Source organism: Silvibacterium acidisoli (genome assembly GCA_022870745.1).
Taxonomy (GTDB): Bacteria; Acidobacteriota; Terriglobia; order Terriglobales; family Acidobacteriaceae; genus Silvibacterium.
The window spans coordinates 253,905-272,455 of the sequence record CP085323.1; the positions used below are offsets into that span (position 1 = coordinate 253,905).

The 18,551-nt window shown below is 59.6% G+C and carries 19 protein-coding genes; 13 read left to right on the forward strand and 6 right to left on the reverse strand.

The features are described from left to right. Nucleotides 1-6: 6 nt before the first annotated feature. The 4 genes from LJD29_RS00985 to LJD29_RS01000 all read right to left on the reverse strand — a co-directional run bounded on the left by LJD29_RS00985 (nt 7) and on the right by LJD29_RS01000 (nt 3,687). Complete coding sequence (locus tag LJD29_RS00985) at nt 7-1,326, reverse strand: TROVE domain-containing protein (RefSeq protein WP_446743885.1); 1,320 nt, start codon at nt 1,324-1,326, stop codon at nt 7-9. Between the two features lie 86 nt (nt 1,327-1,412). Then, on the reverse strand, nt 1,413-1,727 hold the full coding sequence (locus LJD29_RS00990) for a hypothetical protein (RefSeq protein ID WP_446743886.1): 315 nt from the start codon (nt 1,725-1,727) through the stop codon (nt 1,413-1,415). Nucleotides 1,728-2,462: 735 nt separating this feature from the next. After that, nucleotides 2,463-2,960 (reverse strand): DUF4188 domain-containing protein, encoded by a 498-nt coding sequence (locus LJD29_RS00995; protein ID WP_446743887.1) that lies wholly within the window; start codon nt 2,958-2,960, stop codon nt 2,463-2,465. Nucleotides 2,961-2,973: 13 nt separating this feature from the next. After that, on the reverse strand, nt 2,974-3,687 hold the full coding sequence (locus LJD29_RS01000) for an esterase family protein (protein WP_446743888.1): 714 nt from the start codon (nt 3,685-3,687) through the stop codon (nt 2,974-2,976). 107 nt (nt 3,688-3,794) lie between these two features. Here LJD29_RS01000 and LJD29_RS01005 point away from each other — a divergent pair, with 107 nt between their 5' ends. From LJD29_RS01005 to LJD29_RS01060, 12 genes are all read left to right on the forward strand, one after another. Then, nucleotides 3,795-4,628, forward strand: a complete 834-nt coding sequence (locus LJD29_RS01005) for an alpha/beta hydrolase (RefSeq protein ID WP_446743889.1) — start codon at nt 3,795-3,797, stop codon at nt 4,626-4,628. A gap of 117 nt (nt 4,629-4,745) precedes the next feature. Then, nucleotides 4,746-4,991 carry a 30S ribosomal protein S16 gene (gene rpsP / locus LJD29_RS01010; RefSeq protein ID WP_446743890.1) on the forward strand — a complete coding sequence of 82 codons (246 nt, stop codon included), beginning with the start codon at nt 4,746-4,748 and terminating at the stop codon, nt 4,989-4,991. Nucleotides 4,992-5,151: 160 nt separating this feature from the next. Continuing rightward, entirely contained in the window at nt 5,152-5,436 is a 285-nt protein-coding gene (locus tag LJD29_RS01015; protein WP_446743891.1) for a KH domain-containing protein, read from the forward strand. Nucleotides 5,437-5,463: 27 nt separating this feature from the next. Next, nucleotides 5,464-6,042, forward strand: coding sequence for a ribosome maturation factor RimM (rimM, locus tag LJD29_RS01020; protein WP_446743892.1), 579 nt, complete (start codon nt 5,464-5,466; stop codon nt 6,040-6,042). Then, nucleotides 6,043-6,846: a tRNA (guanosine(37)-N1)-methyltransferase TrmD gene (trmD, locus tag LJD29_RS01025; RefSeq protein WP_446743893.1), complete on the forward strand. Its 804-nt coding sequence runs from the start codon at nt 6,043-6,045 to the stop codon at nt 6,844-6,846. A 326-nt stretch (nt 6,847-7,172) separates the two neighbouring features. After that, the gene (locus LJD29_RS01030; RefSeq protein ID WP_446743894.1) at nt 7,173-8,888 is read left to right on the forward strand and encodes an alkaline phosphatase family protein; all 1,716 of its coding nucleotides are present in this window, start codon (nt 7,173-7,175) and stop codon (nt 8,886-8,888) included. 335 nt (nt 8,889-9,223) lie between these two features. Next, nucleotides 9,224-9,592 carry a PadR family transcriptional regulator gene (locus LJD29_RS01035; protein WP_446743895.1) on the forward strand — a complete coding sequence of 123 codons (369 nt, stop codon included), beginning with the start codon at nt 9,224-9,226 and terminating at the stop codon, nt 9,590-9,592. After that, nucleotides 9,589-12,270 (forward strand): ABC transporter permease, encoded by a 2,682-nt coding sequence (locus LJD29_RS01040; RefSeq protein ID WP_446743896.1) that lies wholly within the window; start codon nt 9,589-9,591, stop codon nt 12,268-12,270. The genes LJD29_RS01035 and LJD29_RS01040 overlap by 4 nt, the downstream gene beginning before the upstream one ends. Nucleotides 12,271-12,367: 97 nt before the next feature. Beyond that, entirely contained in the window at nt 12,368-13,801 is a 1,434-nt protein-coding gene (locus LJD29_RS01045) for a PAS domain-containing sensor histidine kinase (RefSeq protein WP_446743897.1), read from the forward strand. 57 nt (nt 13,802-13,858) lie between these two features. After that, complete coding sequence (rplS, locus tag LJD29_RS01050; protein ID WP_446743898.1) at nt 13,859-14,212, forward strand: 50S ribosomal protein L19; 354 nt, start codon at nt 13,859-13,861, stop codon at nt 14,210-14,212. A gap of 195 nt (nt 14,213-14,407) precedes the next feature. After that, nucleotides 14,408-15,157 carry a ribonuclease HII gene (gene rnhB, locus LJD29_RS01055; RefSeq protein ID WP_446743899.1) on the forward strand — a complete coding sequence of 250 codons (750 nt, stop codon included), beginning with the start codon at nt 14,408-14,410 and terminating at the stop codon, nt 15,155-15,157. After that, nucleotides 15,154-15,915 (forward strand): PIG-L deacetylase family protein, encoded by a 762-nt coding sequence (locus LJD29_RS01060; RefSeq protein ID WP_446743900.1) that lies wholly within the window; start codon nt 15,154-15,156, stop codon nt 15,913-15,915. The genes rnhB and LJD29_RS01060 overlap by 4 nt, the downstream gene beginning before the upstream one ends. Before the next feature lie 55 nt (nt 15,916-15,970). Here the strand turns inward: LJD29_RS01060 and msrQ are convergent, their stop codons facing one another. Both msrQ and msrP read right to left on the reverse strand, forming a co-directional pair. After that, complete coding sequence (gene msrQ, locus LJD29_RS01065) at nt 15,971-16,591, reverse strand: protein-methionine-sulfoxide reductase heme-binding subunit MsrQ (protein ID WP_446743901.1); 621 nt, start codon at nt 16,589-16,591, stop codon at nt 15,971-15,973. A 4-nt stretch (nt 16,592-16,595) separates the two neighbouring features. Then, a complete protein-coding gene (gene msrP, locus LJD29_RS01070) occupies nt 16,596-17,570 on the reverse strand; it encodes a protein-methionine-sulfoxide reductase catalytic subunit MsrP (RefSeq protein ID WP_446743902.1) in 975 nt (324 codons plus the stop codon). A 163-nt stretch (nt 17,571-17,733) separates the two neighbouring features. Between msrP and LJD29_RS01075 the strand changes: the two genes are divergently transcribed. Continuing rightward, nucleotides 17,734-18,549, forward strand: a complete 816-nt coding sequence (locus LJD29_RS01075; RefSeq protein WP_446743903.1) for a 2-keto-4-pentenoate hydratase — start codon at nt 17,734-17,736, stop codon at nt 18,547-18,549. Nucleotides 18,550-18,551 lie beyond the last annotated feature (2 nt).

The window sequence follows — 18,551 nt, forward strand, 5'->3', positions numbered from 1 at the left end:
AGCCCTCTATGCTTCCATCGCACGAATGTAGCCGAGGATAGCCTCGCTCCATCCATCGATGTGTGTCCATTCACCATAGCCAACACCATTGCGGTAGCTGGCTACGTTGATCATGTATCCACGACCCGCCGGGCCGGAAACACGGTCGCGCGACTGCTCATCCGTGATCACGATCAACCGGTCATACGATGACGGCAGCCCGGCCAGCGCCCGGCCGAGTTGCGTGCCACCGTGCGGCTGGCTGTTCACGATCGCATCGCGCAGTGCGAAGCCGCGACGATTCGGAACCAGCTTGAGGTTTTCCGAAAAGGTGTAAACGCTCACCTCTTCGGAGATCTCACGCAGCAACACGGCGAGACCCGCAGCCGCATCCATGCGCACCATCTCCGAACGGGCAGACAGCCGCGCATCCATGCTTCCGGAAACGTCGACCAGCAGTACCGTGCGGCCGGTCAGCGCAGCCTGGCCACGGAGGCTGGCGAACATGGCCTGCTCGATCCACGGCTCCCACTGCGGTGCATGACGCGCGGCAGCAAGAAAGCGGAAAGGCAGAACACGCTCGACACGGATCATCTCCAGTGCCTGCCGTACCAGCTCCGGCTCAACGCCCGCGGCCTGCATGTTGCGCAGGTTACGAAGCAGAGCGAGCGCGCCGAGGCTGTTCTCCACCAGCATCGACTCCCACACCTCGCGCTTCTGCTCACCGCGCGACAAACGCACCTCCCACGTCTCCGGAGAAGGCAGCGTGCCGTCGATCAGCTGACGCCACAGCAGCGCCTGGTCCGCGGTGAGCGGCTTGGCATGCGTGAGAAAGAGCACGTCGCGCAGCTTCACCGGCCCGCTGCGGTCATACTTCGCCAAAGCGTAGGCGTCGAACTTCGCGAAAGCTGCTGCGAGTCCCTTCTTCACCTGCGCGGAGAGTGGCTGGCGTCCGTCCTTCCAGTAGATGGCAAGGAACTCAGCCAACTCGTCCGCACGCTGGATCACGCGAGCGAGCGTTTCGGCCACAAGCGCACGATGGGTTGCAGAACGCGCCATCTCACGAACAAGCAACAGCGGCGCATGACGCAGCTTCATCGCCTCGCGCGCTTCCACTGCGAGCGCAGCGACCTGCGCCGCATCCACGCGCGGAACCAGCTTCGCGATGCGCTCGGCAATGGTTTCGCCATCCTCGTAGAATTGGTCTTCCCACAGCATGCAGGCAAGCACAGTACGGCGAAGCTGTGCCTCCGCGCTGATCGCCACAGCCGGCGCACCTTCATAGGTACGCAGAGGCGCTCCCGTGAATCCGAGATGGCTGAGCTTTAAAACATTCAGGCGCGACATGACGCCCGTCCTTTCGAGATGCCTTGTTGGGTCGCGTTCGCTCGTGTCCGGCATCCTTGAGGACAAAGCGAAATCAGTGGGAGCGGTTATTCATCATCCGCCTCGGGCTTCTCAATCTTCAAAACCGCGCCGCCGAAGCCGGTGCGGCCATTGCCCTTCTTCACGTCGATGACAAATGCGATCTTCTGCATCTCGTAAAGAGTCGGCGTGAGCTTATCGAGAAAATCGGTGCAGCGGCTGACCGCATAGGCGACAAGCCTAGGGCTGTCGTAGAAGAAACCGCAGCGAACCTCTTCCTCGCTGTCGGCATAACCGCTCTGAATGTGCGCGTGACGGCAGTTGCGGCAGAGCGATTCCTGCCCGACCGCCGTGCCGTTACGCACACTGATCGTGGTGCTCATGATGTTGCTCTCCTGCCGGTTAAGGGTTGAAGGTTTGCGCCGGGGTACAGGCAGAACGGGTGTTATGACGATTGCTCTTCCTCTGAGCTAATGCGCGTTACCACGCATGCAGGACTCGAACCTGCGACCTATCGATTAGAAGTATCCCGTTCTTACGCCACCGGCGCAGTTACAAATATGCAGTCCCCAGGGATAAGCGGCCCGGGTGGTGGTTCGCTCACCACCAAGGTTTGAGCGCGAAGTATCCCGAGCCTTCGCCACTGGAGACTGCTGTTTAGCGCCAGGGAAGAATCGTGCGCGGCTTACCGGACGCATTGCTGCGAACGGTGCGGGGTCGAACCGCCTTGCCTTAAATGGGCTACCGAAGTATCCGCACACTACGCCACTGGCGCATCTCTCTATGCAGTGCGAGGGAACGATCGCGACACGGCAGGTTTCATGGACAGATGAAGTATCCGTGCCCTGCACCACTCGCGCCTGCAAAGAATTTGGATTTTCGCTTGAGTTGCTGGATTCAGCAGAGGATCTAACGCAGCTTAACGATTTGCGTCAGGAAGCAGAAGCCAGCCATAGCTCAGCGCAAAATCCTGCACTGGCATTGTCTGGTGACCGAATTGGGTTTTGGTGGTCATTGTGGTTTCCTCTGCTCGAAATACAGTGCCACAGGTCGCCTGTTGAGATCAAGCGTTATTACAAAATATTTTTATTTGTAACCGATGTGGTTTCAAATAGAAGCTACTGCGGCGACACGACCGAATCTACTTCGCCGAGACGCGACTTCGCGCTCTGCAATCTGCCGATCGCCGGAAGCATCTCACCCGCTTTCGCCAGGCCGAACTGGGGCATGTTCGCATAGACACACTCATACGCGCCGTTTTTGACCAGGTAGGTTTCATGAAAGATGCCAACGGCTCCATTTCCGCCCACACGGCGGTTGAATGCCGCCCATGCTGGCAGATGTTCCAGGTTTTTGGCGTGCGCGTAGGCATGCAACTGCTCGAAACTGCGCCAATACTGAATCGTCATCAGTGTGCGTCCGCCCAGGTAAGCCGAAGCGTCCAGCAACCCCATCTCGGGATGCTTCGCCAGTTCCCGCAACATGCGCGGCATTGCCGCGGCCACCGGCATCCACTTGTGCGGCAGCAGAAAATAATTGATCCGCATGCCGATGATGAAGACGACGAAGTCCCCGTCGATCTTCGCAGTAAAGCGTCCCTTGTGAATCGGCGGCATCGCAGCCTCCCGGTCAGAGATACTCGTTCATCATCCTGCCCCACGTCGGCCAGTCGTGGCTGTTCCATGTGTCCCAGATGTAGAGCCGGTGCGGAATATGCTTTTCGCCCATCACCCGCGCCAGGTGCTGATTATCGCCGAGGCAATGGTCGTCCCATCCAGTGGCCAGCACGTATGTATTGCGGCGGTAGCGCTCGTAGTACCACGCATCGCTCAGGTTTGAGAGATACGCGGGCGGCGTGTTGAAGTACACGTCGTCGTCATGATATCCCCGCAGAAAGCGGTCGGGAATGTTATACGCGCCGCTCATTGAGAGAAATCCGGTAAAGCGGTCGGGATGGCGCAGCGCGATGTTGACCGCGTGATAACCGCCAAAGCTGCAGCCCAGGCTGATGCAGTTGGGGTTCCAGTTCTTCTGCCGGACCAGCGGCAGTACCTCATCCATTACGTACTGCTCGTACTGCACGTGGCGCGCAATGCGCCAGCGCGGCGGCACGTTGCGGTTGTACCAGCTCTCGGCATCCACGCTGTCGAGGCAGTACATCTGGATCTCGCCACGGTCGATCTTGTGCGCGACCGCGCCGATCAACCCGCGATCTTCGAACTCGAAAAAGCGCCCCTGAGAGCTTGGAAAAACAACGACCGGCACACCGCCATGTCCAAAAACGAGCAGCTCCATTTCGCGTCCCAGCCGGGGCGACCACCATTTGCGATATTCACGATTCATAAGGCCTTCACAATTCCTGTTACTGTAACAGCAGGCCCCTGCCACGGTTTTACAGTGGAAAGATGCCGAAGCGCACGAGCGAATCCAGCAAAAGGAGCGGGCGGGTATTGCCGTCTCAGCATTCAACCCAACCAGAGCTCGAGCCAGCGATCTTCGAAGGACCACTCCACCCGCGTCTGCGCCTTCACTCGCAGTTCAAGAGCCGCTTTCTGCCCGACGCGCGCGACCTGACGGTCTATCTGCCGCCGGGCTACGAGGAAAACCCCGATCGCCACTACCCCGTCATGCTGCTGCATGACGGTCAGAATCTCTTTGACCCCAACACGGCGTTCATTCCCGGGCGCACCTGGAAAGTCGCCGAAGCAGCGGACGAGGCCATCAGCTGCCGCATGGTTGAGCCTCTGATTATTGTCGGAGTAGCCAATACCGGTGAGCGCCGGCTGGCCGAGTACACTCCTGACGCCGACTGGAAGCTGGGTGGCGGAGAGGCAGCCCGCTACGGCGAGTTGCTCGTCAAAGATTTGCTTCCCTTCATTGCTTCGCAGTACCGGATTCGCACCGGTGCGGAGAACACCGGCCTTGGGGGATCATCGCTTGGCGGGCTGGTCAGCCTCTATCTGGGCCTAAAGTACCCCGAAGTATTTGCGCGCCTCGCCGTGCTCTCGCCGTCGGTCTGGTGGAATCACCGCTCGATCATCGGCTATGTAAACGAAACAGCTCCGGCCCTTCCAGAAAAGCCGCGCATCTGGCTCGATGTGGGCGAGGGCGAAGGCCGCCGGACCGTGCTCGATGCCGACCTGCTCGACCGGAGACTGGTCTCCAACGGATGGAAACCAGGCGAGAACCTTTCGTATCTGCGGGTTCCGGGCGGCATGCACGACGAAACCTCCTGGGCGGCACGCGTGGCCCCCATGCTTGGCTTTCTCTTTCCTGCAAAGTAAATGGCGCTTCCTGCTATACTAAGTTGCTGGGATTTCCATGGCGGTACGGTCCTCCGGGCCTGTGTATGCAACCGCATCCCGTAAACAAGCAGTTTCGAAAGGATTTGCACTGTGTTGATGATTCGTTTGGCGCGCGTTGGCGCCCGTAAGCAGCCGTACTACCGCGTCGTCGTTATCGAGAAGGATCGCGCCCGCAACGGCCGTTCGATCGAAGTGGTGGGCACCTACAATCCCCGTACCAACCCCGCTTCCATCGACCTGAAGCGTGACCGCATCGATTACTGGACCGGCAAAGGCGCGCAGTTCTCCGACCGCGTTGCCAAGCTTTACGCGGCCACTCCGGCTGCGACCCCGGCGGCTTAGTCTCCACCGCCCGGTTCATCCCATATCCCGGTACACATTGCCGACCGCTACCCACGGAAGACAGGAGAATTCTGCATTCCCCTGTCCTCCGTGCTGCGTAGCTGATAAGATTTCCCGAGCCCGAGAGTGAAACACCCACGACCTCAAGGGGGCAATGAGAATGACCCACGAAGAACGGCCGGATGACATGCAGGAACTGGTGACAGAGATCGCCAGAGCGCTCGTTGATGAACCTGAAGCGGTAATAGTTGAAGCCGTCGAACGAGAAGAGAGTACCGTATTGCGGTTACGTGTCGCCCCCAGCGACGTTGGCAAAGTGATCGGCAAGCAGGGACGCACTGCGCGCTCCATGCGAACCATCCTTGGCGCGGTGAGTATGAAACACCATCACCGATACACGCTGGACATTTTAGAGGAAGACAAACAGGCAGCGGCGAGCGAGTAAGCCCGGGTTCCAGAGGAGCGAACGCCCATGACTGAATCGAATTGGGCGATCGTAGCCCGTCTTGTGCGCTCGCAAGGGCGCCATGGCGAGATCCTCGCCGAAATCCACACCGACTTCCCGGAGCGTTTCGCGGAGCGAAAGCGGCTCTTCCTGCTCTCAGATGAGAGCAGCGAGACTCCTGTTCGCGAAATCACCCTCGAAAGCCACTGGCTTCACAAGGACCGGGTTGTGCTCAAGTTTGCCGGCGTTGATTCCATCAACGATACCGAGCCGTTGCGCGGACTCTACGTCGCCATCCCGGCCTCGGAACGCACTCCCCTGCCCGAAGATGAGGTCTATATCTCCGACCTGATCGGCTGCGAACTCTTCGATCATTCGACGGGGCGAGTCATAGGCAAGGTCGACGACTTCGACCGCGGCGCGAACCTGCTCATCGTGCGAGAGGGCAGGAACGAACACCTGGTTCCCTTTGCCAACGCCTACATCGAAACCATCGATCTCTCAGCCAGACGCATCGAGATGCGCCTGCCAGCAGGCCTGCTCGAAATCAACGCCCCGCTCACTGCCGACGAGAAAAAACAGATGCAGTCGGAACGCGAGGGCTAGATGCGCTTCGACATCGTAACCATCTTCCCCGATTTCTTCTCGAGCATCCTGGCCAACGGAGTCGTGCGCCGCGCACTGGCCAACGGCCTGATCGACGTCCAGGCACACGACCTGCGCAGCTTCACCCATGACCGCCATCGCACCGTGGACGACCGTCCTTTCGGCGGCGGCGAGGGCATGGTGCTCAAGCCGGAGCCGCTAGTTGCTGCCATTGAATCCCTCGAAGTCACTCCCAAGCCGGAGCGTGATCCGAGCCGCGAAACCGTCATCCTGCTCTCCGCGCAAGGCTCGCGATTCACCCAGGCCACGGCCCGCGAGCTCTCGAAGCTCGACCGAGTGGTGTTGATCTGCGGGCGATATGAAGGCGTGGACGAGCGCGTGAACGAGCTGATGTGCGACCGCGAGCTCTCGATCGGCGACTATGTTCTTTCAGGCGGCGAGCTGGGCGCGGCGGTAATCGTCGATGCGGTCATGCGCCTCATCCCCGGAGTGCTCGGCAACGAGGCCTCAAGCGCCTACGAAAGCTTTGGCATCGCCGACGAACATTTCTCCGACGATCCCGACGGGCCGCCTCGTTCGATGCACGGCGCCGGCGGCCTGCTCGACTATCCGCACTACACGCGTCCACCAGAATTCCGCGGCCTCGCCGTGCCGGAAGTGCTCGCAGGCGGCGACCACGCGGCCATCCGCAAATGGCGCCGTGCGCGAGCGCTCGAGAAGACGCTGCGCAATCGTCCCGATCTGCTGGAACAAGCGGATCTATCGAAGGCCGATAAAGCACTGCTCGCTAAGCTGCGCTCCTAGTCGAATCTGTGTGCCCCATCCATGACGTTTTTGTCATGGATGGGACCGCACAAACTCGTCCGTCGCCGGATAAGGCCATAGGCATAGCATCTGTTTTCTGGAAGCGAAGAACGATGGGCGCGGGCTAAAGCCAGCGCCACCAATCGTGCATACGTTCACGAGTACATCCATGAGCCGAAACGCCTCCAAAGAGCCGCACATGACAAAAGCGTAATGGTGCGGCACACAATACAGGCCACTTCTGCGATTCATGGAATATTGACTGCGGCACCGTTGCAAACTCCTCTCTTCGCGCAGTATTACAGTGCGCGAACAAAGGAGGCCCCATGAAGTTACCCACGATTCTTCTTCTGGGAGTGAGTGTCGCGCTAGCATCGGCGGCGCATGCGCAGAGCCCTGATGACTGGAACCGCAGTCCGGTTCATCACGTTCTGCTGATCAGCATCGACGGCATGCATGCCGTCGACTACCTGAATTGCTCCCATGGAATGGAAGGCATAAACAACGGAGCGCCGTACTGCCCTCACCTTGCCTCGCTAGGAGGGACCGCCATCAACTTCGTGAACGCTAGCACTTCTAAGCCTTCCGACTCCTTCCCCGGCCTCATGAGCATTGTGACCGGTGCTACTCCCCGCACGATGGGCGTCTACTACGACGTTGCATACGACCGCTCGCTCGATCCGCCAGCAAAGACGACGGGGAACGGAGTGGCCGCCGGTGCCTGCAAAGCAAATGCCACGCCTACCGGAACGACCACTGAATATGAAGAAGGAATCGACATCGACCAGACCAAGCTCAACGGCGGAGCACCAGGAGCCGGGCTTACAGATGGAGGCATCGCTTCCATCGACAAGTCCCGCCTCGTGCGTGATCCCGCCGCCGGATGCGCGCCCGTCTGGCCATGGAACTTCGTTCGCGTGAACACCATCTTCGGTGTCATTCACGCATGGGGCGGCTACACCGCATGGTCTGATAAACATCCGTCGTATTCGTCTATCGCCGGACCAGGCGGCCAACCGCTCGACGACTATTACTCGCCAGAAATCAATTCAATAGTCGTAGGCCTGCCTGGAGTCACCACGCCTACTGGAATCGGCTGTTCCTCCATTCCCGATCCGTCGCAGACGGGCTCATGGACCGACAGCTTCCAGAACATCCAGTGCTATGACACGCTCAAGGTCAATGCGATTCTTCGGGAGATCGATGGGAAGACACACAATGGCGCTAAGGCCAAAGTTCCCACGATCTTCGGAATGAACTTCCAGGCGGTGAGCGTCGGACAGAAACTGATCGAAGCGAATGTCGCCACAGGCGGCTATACGAACGCCGAAGGTACGCCGACGGCTTCTCTGCTGCAGGAGATTCAGTTCGTCGATGCCTCGGTCGGAGAGATGATCAATGAGCTGAAGGATCATGGCCTTTACGATTCGACACTCATCGTCATCACCTCAAAGCATGGCCAATCTCCCATCGATCCTCATCGCTACAAGGCTGTTCCCGGCAAGACTGACAGTGGCGTATCGCCGGCCACTGTGATCGCGAGTCTCCTGCCACACTCCGAATCGCCTTTGAACCCAACCGGCATCGGATCGACAGAGGACGATATCTCCCTCTTATGGCTCGCAGATACAGCCAACACACCGGCTGCGGTAGACATGATCGAGGAGAACGCAGACAAAGAGGGGCTTGGGCAGATCTACTACGGCGCATCGCTCCGCCTGAATTACAACAACCCTGGCCTGCCTCCATATGGAGATCCGCGCACACCGGACATCATCGTAACGCCGAACGTGGGGGTGACATACACCGGCAGTTCAGCAAAGCTCTCCGAGCACGGCGGCTTCGCGCATGATGATGTCAATGTCGTCCTGCTGGTCGAACATCCGATGTTTCACCGGGAGACGGTCTCCACAAGCGTAGGAACGAACCAGGTAGCGCCGACGATTCTCAAAGTCCTCGGCATACCTACGGGAACGCTGCAGGCGGTGCAGATGGAAGGAACACCGGTATTACCGGAAATCCCTCTCAATCTGCTGCGCTAACCGGTCTGATCTGCCAGCCGGGTGCCCCACTCATGACGGCTTCATCGTCATGGGTGGGAATCGCACAACCCCGTTCACAACTGTAGAGACTGCACGCACGCCTTTCGCAAGAGCAAAGAACGGTAGGCGCGGGCTTCAGCTCGCACATTTCCACGCACAATAAGGGCCTTCAGGCCCTGAGGCGCACGGAACCCATCCATGACGATGAAGCCGTCATGGATGGGGCACCCGCATCCTGTAATTCTCGCCATCGACCACCTCCAAATTTTCCTCTTCCCATAGTCATCCGAGGGGAGTATAAATCTCTCCCATAGCCATTCGAGGGGAAACAGCCAATGGTTTTGAAACGGCAGCCGGAGGCAGGAGACATCCTGCAAGGCACGCTTGACCTGCTGATTTTGCGCACACTGGTGATGGGTCCGGCGCACGGACACACCATTGCCCAGGTAATCGAACGCACCTCTGAGAACGCTCTCGAAATCGAAGAGGGTTCGCTCTACCCTGCCCTGCACCGGCTCGAGGATCGCGGCTGGCTCGTCTCCGAGTGGGGACTGAGCGAGAACAATCGTCGCGCCAAGTTCTATCAGCTCACCGCAAAAGGCCGGAAAGAACTGGACGCAGCCAGCAGCCGCTGGCGCAGGATGACGCGGGCCATCGGCCTCATCCTCGGGGACATCCCCGGCGAGGCCAAGGAGGAAGCATGAGCTTTGAACGCTTTCGCAATCGCAACCGTAAAGATGCAGACCTCGCCGAAGAGCTCGAGTCCCACCTCGCTCACTCGCAGGACATGCGCGAGGCACGCGGCGTATCTCCAGACGAAGCCTACCGGCAGGCGCGCGTGAAGCTGGGCAATGCGCGCACCGTGCGCGAGAATGTCTGGCGCTATCGCTCCATCGGCTGGATCGAAGACGTCCTCCGCGACATGCGCTTCGCCGTGCGCTCGCTCGGCAAGACTCCCGGATTCACGCTCATCGCACTCGCGGTCATCGCAGTCGGCATTGGCGTAAACACGGCTGTCTTCTCAGTCATCAACACCGTCCTGCTCAAGCCGCTGCACTATCCCGACCCGCAATCGCTGGTACAGGTTCAAAATGTAGGTCCACATGGCCGGGACGGCGGCGCCAATGTTCCCAAACTGAACATCTGGCGCAGGCAGACCGGCGTCTTCCAGGACGTCGCCGCATACGACTTCGGCGGCGCGGGCATGAACCTGACCGGAGGCAACCAGCCGCAACAGGTGCAGGCGGTGCATGTCACGGCGAATTACTTCGCCGTCTTCGGCGCGCCCGTCGCGCTGGGACGAACCTTCACGCAGCAGGAAGACAGTCCGCACGGCGGCGATGTGGTTGTACTCAGCTACGGCCTGTGGAAGAGTCACTTCGGCGGCAATCCGCAGACCGTCGGAAGGACCATCCAGCTCGACAACCGACCCTATCTCGTCGTAGGTGTGCTCGGACAGCAGTTCGTTACAGAGAAGAGTTTTGGAGCCGAGCAACAGGCTGATCTTTGGACACCATTCCAGTTCGACATGAACTCGCAGGATATGGCCCATTACTTCACCGCCATTGCACGGCTGAAGCCAGGCGTAACCGTAGCCCAGGCCGAAGCGCAGATGAAGCTGGCGGCCGATGAATACCGGCGAACCTACGGAGCAAACTCGATCGGTCCGCAGAGCAGCTTCGGCGTGGAGAACCTGCAGGAATGGATGATCGGCAGCAATCGCAAGCCGCTGCTCATCCTCATGACGGCCGTAGGATTCGTTCTGCTGATCGGCTGCGCCAATGTAATGAACCTCCTGCTGGCACGGGCCTCTGCGCGGAAACGCGAGCTGGCCACGCGTGCCGCACTCGGCGCGGGACGCGCACAGATCATCCGCCAGTTGCTCGTCGAGAGCGTGATGCTTTCCCTCACCGGCGGAATCCTCGGGCTGATCCTCGGCTACCTCGGCGTGCGCGCACTGCTGGCACTCAGTCCTGGCGACCTGCCCCGTCTTGGCGAAAACGGCGCGGCCGTCACGCTCGACCTGCACGTGCTGGCCTTCACATTCATTGTTTCTGTCCTCACCGGCATTCTCTGTGGGCTCATACCCGCAATCGGCTCGGCGCGCTCGAACCTGCTGACCGCAATCAACGAGGGCTCGCAACGCTCCGGGCTGAGCTTCCGGCGAGGCAAGCTCCGGTCGTCGCTCGTTATTGGCGAGATGGCGCTGGCGCTGATCCTGGTCATCGGCGCGACTCTGCTCATTCGCACCTTCAGTAAGGTGGCCGGCGTCGATCCCGGCTTCGAAACGCACAACGTCGTCTCCATGGCCATGTCCGTAAGCGGAGACCGTTTCCAGAAGACCTCGGGTATTGCACAGGTCGTCCGCGATGGTACCGACCGTTTGAAGAATCTGCCCGGCGTCATCGATGCAGGAAACGGCAACGGACTGCCGATGGTGGGTGGATTTGGCATGACCTTCGATATCGTAGGCAGGCCGAAAGGAAAAGATCCGTTTACCGGCGGTGCGGGCTACCTCTCCGTCGGCGGCGACTACTTCCAGACCCTCAAAGTCCCGCTTATTCGCGGACGCTACTTCAACGAGCACGACGATGGTGCTGCTCCCGGTGTCGTCATCATCAACGAAGCATTCGCAAAGCAATACTGGCCGCACGGCGATCCGCTGAAAGACCGTATGCAAATCGGCGTAGGCGCGGGACCGGTCTTTGCAGAACCGGCTCGCCAGGTGATCGGGATCATCGGCGACACGCATCAGTTCAGCCTGGATCAGCCCGCGCCCCCGATCATGTACACGCCTCTCGCGCAGCTTCCCGATGCGGAAACCGCGCTGAACTCGCGTGTCGCTCCGCTGTTGTGGATCGTACGCACACAGTCTGACCCTCACGCCATGGTCAACTCCATCACCAGTGCCCTGCGCGACGCCAGCGGCGGGCTGCCTGTCGCCCACATCCGCACCATGGAAGAGGTCGAAGGCCTCAACATGGCTCGTCAGCGCTTCAACATGACATTGCTCATCATCTTCGGGGCGGCGGGCCTGCTCATGGCCGCTATTGGCGTTTATGGAGTGATGGCTTATTCCGTGCAGCAGCGTACACAGGAACTGGGCGTGCGCATGGCGCTCGGTGCGCAGGCAGCGAATTTACGCAACATGGTCATTGGCCAGGGCATGATCCTGGCGCTCGCGGGAGTAATTCTTGGCGTTGGCGGAGCCTTCTGGCTCACGCGTTTCCTTGCCGGATTTCTCTTCGGCGTAAAGACCTGGGATCCCACCACCTTCATCGCCACTCCTCTGCTCCTGGCAATAGTTGCCCTTCTGGCAACCTGGATTCCAGCAAGGAGGGCTACGCGGGTCGATCCGATGACCGCGCTCCGGCTCGAATAGCTTTTCGCTTTCATCCTGCATTTCTAGGTAGGATGGAAGTATGCCCGACGTGGTGGAAATACCGAGTGAAGAGTATAAGCGCCTACGCGAAAACGAAATGCTTTTCCGGGAGATCGCCGACACGGCCCCGGTCCTGATCTGGCTCTCCGACAGCACTGCGCAATGCACCTGGTATAACCGGCCATGGCTTGAGTTTCGCGGCCGGACCATGGAACAGGAACTCGGCAGCGGATGGTCCGAGGGAGTGCATCCGGAAGACCTGGAAAACTGCGTCAAGCTTTACCTGGACAGCTTCGGAAAGCGCCTGCCATTCTGCCTCGAGTACCGGTTGAAACAATACGACGGCGAGTATCGCTGGATGCTGGAACGTGGTGCGCCCCGCTTCTCCGAACCGGGCAGCTTTCTCGGCTATATCGGCACCTGTGTCGACATTACGGAAATTCGCGAAATCCGGCGCAATTCATCGAAATATCTCGGGGAACTGGCAGCCATCGTCGAATCCTCCGACGACGTCATCCTCAGCAAAGACCTCAACGGCATCGTCACCAGCTGGAATGCAACCGCCACGCGCATCTTCGGATATTCCGCGGAGGAGATGATCGGCAACTCCATCCTGAAGCTGATCCCGGAAAACCTGCACGCGGACGAAAACAAGATTCTTGAAAACATTCGCGCAGGCAGGCGCGTGCAGCATTTCGAAACGGTGCGACTCACCAAGGCCGGAGAACTGCTTGACGTTTCCCTGACGGTATCGCCAGTAAAGGATGAGCACGGAAATATCATCGGAGCATCGAAGATCCTGCGCGATATCTCCGACCGCAAGCGTATCGAAAAGTCACTGCTGAACGCTGAGAAGATCGCCGCGACCGGGCGCATGGCCGCGACCATCGCACACGAGATCAACAATCCCCTGGAAGCGGTGATGAACCTGCTGTATCTTCTGCGCTCGACGATCACCGATCCCCAGGGCCTGCAATACCTCGAAACCGCGGAGAGCGAACTCAATCGCGTCTCGCATATCGCCAAGCAGACACTGGGCTATTACCGTGAACATGCCTCCGCAACCCCACTCTCCATGGCGGAAATTGTCCAGCACGTCTGCATGATCTATGCGCCCCGCTGCGCGGCTGCGGGAATCCGGATCGACAAACGGCTTGAGCCGGTGCAGGCAGTCATGATGCGTCGCGGTGAGATCGTCCAGGTGATCTCGAACCTGCTGGCAAACTCCATTTACGCAATGTCCGAAGGCGGCGCACTTACCGTCACTGTCGAGGAGTCTCCGCAGGGAGTTCTTCTCACGGTCACCGACAACGGTGTTGGCATTTCCCTCGAAAATATCGGGCGCGTATTCGAGCCGTTTTTCACCACACGCAGCACCGTCGGTACCGGCATCGGCCTTTTCATCGCCAGGCAGTTTGTGGAAGGGCACGGCGGCAGTATCAGCCTGGAGAGCAGCGTTCAGCCAGAATCTCACGGCACGACAGTCCGGGTCGCTCTCCCATTGAAAACACTCTATGAAAATCCGGCGTGATCTTCTCCTGATTTTCGTGTAAACTGAAGTTTCTGAATCAAGTGCCAGGAAAGTCCTATGTCTATACATCCAGTTATGCAGCGGCTTGCCGATAAGTTGAACCGTACCGATCTTCCCGCGTTTGTTGCCGGAGACACGGTTCGCGTGCAGGTCAAGATCAAGGAAGGCGACAAAGAGCGTCTTCAGGCATTCGAAGGTATTGTGATCGCCCGTAAGAACGGCGCACAGGGTAGCTTCACAATCCGCAAGATGAGCTTCGGCCATGGCGTGGAGCGTATCTTCCCCTTCAACTCCAAGGTCATCGACAAGATCGAAAAGATCCGTTCGGCCAAGGTTCGCCGCGCCAAGCTGTTCTACCTGCGCGGACTCCGCGGCAAGGCTGCCCGTCTCAAGGAAGTCGAGCGCGCCTAGTTTCTGTTCCGTCAACGCCCCGCGCCTTTCAGGCCGGGGCGTTTTCGCGTGCGCGAAATACTCTTCCCCAATAATTGTCATTCCGAGCGCAGCGAGGAACCTGCATCTCCTTCCAGTGCTCTGAGCTCTGTTTTCTAAGCCCTGGGCTCTGGGCCCTGTGCTCCGCCATCCTAGAAACGCGTTAAAATTTCCCTGATGCCCCGCGCTCCCAAGCCCACCGCGCCGCCCGATCTGATCGAGGAAGGCGTCGAAGAACTTTCGCCCTCTACTCGCAAGATGCGAATGCTGCGCACCCTAGTCTGCGGCAATAAATATGAGAAAGCGGCCAGGCTCGAAGGCGCGACCTCCATTGCCGGGGTCGATGAGGTTGGCCGTGGAGCGCTCTTCGGACCGGTCGTAGCCGCCGCCGTTGTCCTGCCCCCAGATACGCGCATCCGTGGCCTGCGCGATTCCAAGCAGCTCGTCCGTGAAGACCGTGAGCGCCTCGCCGAGGTTGTCACGCGTAAGGCGCTGGCCGTCGCCGTTGCTGAAGTCGACTCCGTGACCATCGACCGTGTGAACATCTACCAGGCCAGCCGCATGGCGATGGTGGCAGCCGTGATGAAGCTTACCGTTGCTCCCGACCACCTGCTCATAGACGCCATGACGCTCGATCTCAAGTGTGCGCAGACGAAGATCTACTACGGCGATTCGCTCTCCATCTCCATTGCCGCTGCTTCGGTCATCGCCAAGGTCTACCGCGACAAGCTCGTCGCCGACATGCACGAACACTATCCGCAGTACGGCCTCGCCTCGCACAAGGGCTACGGCACGCCGGAGCACCTCGCAGCGCTGCGCCAGCATGGGCCGTCCCCTCTGCACCGCCGCAGCTTCCGGCCTGTAGCCGAGCTGCTTCCTCCCCTCATGGAACCGCTTCCCTTCACCGTTGTCGAGGTCCAGGCTTGAATCGAAGGCTTCTCTGCGTTACCGCACATCCTGATGACGAAAGCGGAGGCTTTGGCGGCGCTCTGCTAAGCTCCCACCGCGAAGGCATCGAGACCAACCTGCTCTGCTTCACCGACGGCCAGGCCGCTCACTATCGTGGCGACGCCAAAGATGCAGCCGACCTTGGTCAACGGCGCCGCTCGGAACTGGCCGAGGCCTGCGACGTGCTGGGAGTTACGCGGCACGAGGTTCTCGACTACGAAGATGGCGAATTGATGAAGGAAGCCATTCACCTGATCATCGGTGAAGTCGTGCAGCGCATCCGTCTGCTGCGCCCGCAGGTGGTACTGACCTTTGGCGGCGACGGAGCCGTCAACCTGCACCGGGATCACACCGTCATCTCGCTTGCAACCACAGCGGCCTTCCATTGGGCCGGACGCCCCGAGTTCTTTCATGAGCAGGTCGACGGCGGCCTGGCAGCCTACACCCCGCGAAAGCTCTACTATCTGAGCACGCCGTTCGTGGCGGTTCGCGATCGTCCCGAGCTCTCCAATGCCGCCGTAGTGCCCTGGTCGCTCTCTCTCGACACCTCCGGCGATCTCTGGGAGAAGAAGATCGAGGCCTTCAGCAAACACACCACCCAGGCCGGAGTTCTGGACCGCGTCCGCGAGATGATCGGCGAACACAAGGACTATGAGCGTTACCTGCTGGCTGCAGCCCCGCAGAGTCTCGACGTGTCTGAAGACACGGCTCTATTCCAGGGTGTCACCGCAGACTAAAGCAGAATCCGGGTGCCCCACATCTCGCTTTTGAGATGTGGGGCACCCAAGTTCTCTAGGAAGCTGCGCGTACAGTACGCCGCTTCGACCACCAGGACGTCAAAGGACGCGCCAGCATCAGCATCCAGAACACGATGGTGATGGGCACCGGCGTCAGCACGCCCTGCTTCACTCCCCACCAGTAGTGCGTGAGCCCGGCAAAGGCCGAGAGATAGGCCAGCCGGTGCAGCCGCGCCCAGTTCTTTCCCAGCTTGCGGATCGACCATGTCGTCGAGGTCAGCGCTAGCGGCAGCATCAGTAGCCAAGACACAAGACCGGCAACGATGAAACGGCGCCGCGTGATGTCGTCGATCATCGCCGCCACGCTGAAGCCCGCATAGAGGCCGACATAGGTCAGCAGGTGCAGGCATCCGTAGAAGAAGGCGTACAGGCCCAGCATCCGGCGAAAGCGGATGATCCACGCCAGTTGAGGAATCAGCCGGCGCACCGGCGTTATCGCCAGCGAGAGCACCAGCAGGCGCAGCGTTCCACGCCCGGTAAAGAACGTAACCGTGGCCGTGGGATCGGGGCCGAGGTTGTTCTCAACCATCCTCCACAGCAGCCATGCCACCGGCGCAAGACAGGCGGCATGGACAAGCACTTTTAGTCCAACAATCGTTCGATTCGAAATGGCCATGCGATCAGAAATATTTCTTGAGGTCCATGCCATTGTAGAGGCTGGCCACCTGGTCGCCGTAGCCGTTGAACATCAGCGTCGTACGGCGCTGTTTGAAGAGCGACGCACCGATGCGCCGTTCCGTCTTCTGGCTCCAGCGGGGATGGTCCACGTTTGGATTCACATTCGAATAAAAGCCGTATTCATTCGACGCCAGGTCGTTCCATGTCGTCTCCGGCTGCTTCGCAACGAATTTAATTTTGACGATCGACTTCGCCGACTTGAAGCCGTACTTCCACGGCACAATAATGCGCACGGGAGCGCCATCCTGGTTGGGCAGCGTTTCGCCATACAAGCCAAAGGTCAGCAGCGTCAGCGGATGCATCGCCTCATCCATGCGCAGGCCTTCCGAATAAGGCCAGCTGATGCTGCTTTCGCGCATCTGCGGCATCTGGCTCGGATCGGCCAGCGAAAGGAACTGTACATACTTCGCTTCAGGCTTCGGATCGACTTGCTTAATCAGCTCCGAGAGTGAATAGCCCACCCATGGAATCACCATGCTCCAGGCCTCGACGCAGCGGAAGCGATAAACGCGCTCCTCGAGCGGGTGCAGCTTCATCAGCGAGTCGATGTCGATCTTCTGCGGCTTGTTGACCAGTCCTTCGATCGACACGACCCAAGGCCGCGTCTTCAGCGAGCCGGCATTTCGCGCCGGGTCGCCCTTGTCGGTACCGAACTCGTAAAAGTTGTTGTAGTGCGTGATGTCCTGGTACGAAGTCAGATCTTCGCCGGTGGTCGAGAGCGGGCTCTTGACGGTGGAGAGCTTCGTATCCGCAAAAACTTCCGTTCCGGGATCGATCAGCCGGGAGACTCCCGCGACACTCGAGGCGAGAAGGCCTGTTGCCATCGCGCCCTTCATAAACTTGCGGCGGTCGAGATAATCGGCCTTTGGAGTCACTTCGGAATACAAAATCTCCGGGGATTTTCGAATCAACATCATGCATCCTCTCTGGTAATTGGACTCGCAGCGGCGCTCCCGGTTACATTACGCACACGCACTCCGTTTGGACGCTTTGACTGCATACAAACAAGGGAGAATCTTTCCTGCAACAGGCTTCCCGAACCCAGCCCGTTGCAATCCTAACCTGCAGCCAGGAGGTACCATGTCCACCGCTCCCACCTCACAAACCATCGCACACAGACCCATCCCTATCCAGCGAGAGACGCACATGCGCAAAGCGGCTGAGTTGATGCTGCACGCGCGCCGCCATCTGCGCCCCTTGCCCGAACTTCCCATGGAACTGCGGCCGGTGAACATCGACGAGGCCTACGCCCTGCAGGACATCATCGCTGAAGCCATGCTCCAGACCGGCGGATGGAAGGTCGGAGCCTCAGCCCCGGATGCCACGCCCGTCAGCTCGCCCATGCCGCTTTTCGGAGGGTTTGGCAAATCCGGCGAGGTGGCCTCGGCACACATGCGCCGCCTGCGAGGTATTGAGGGGGAAATCGCTTTCCTGATGGGAAAGGATCTACCGGCGCACGAAGCTCCCTACAGCCGGGAACAGGTGATCGCGGCGATTGCCAGCGCACACCCGGCGATCGAACTGCTGGAATCGGCCTTCTACGATCCCGATAAGGTGGACCGCTTCTCAACCCTCGGCGATCTGGCCAGCAATGGCGGATTCTTCCACGGTGCGGCGATCCCGGACTGGCAGCAGATCGACCTCACGAAAGAGTCCATCGTCGTAACTGTCGACGGTGCGGTTCGCTTTGAGGGCACCGCTTCCAACACCGCAGGAACCGACCTTATCCGCCTCGTCGAATGGCTGGCCAACGTCGGATCCCTGAACCACGGCGGCCTGCGCAAGGGGCAATGGGTCACAACCGGAAGCTGGTCAGGCAAGACTCATGTCGATGCCGGCGGTTCGGCGCTCGTGGAGTTCGCAAACTTCGGAGACGTTGCGATTCGGTTCGAATAACG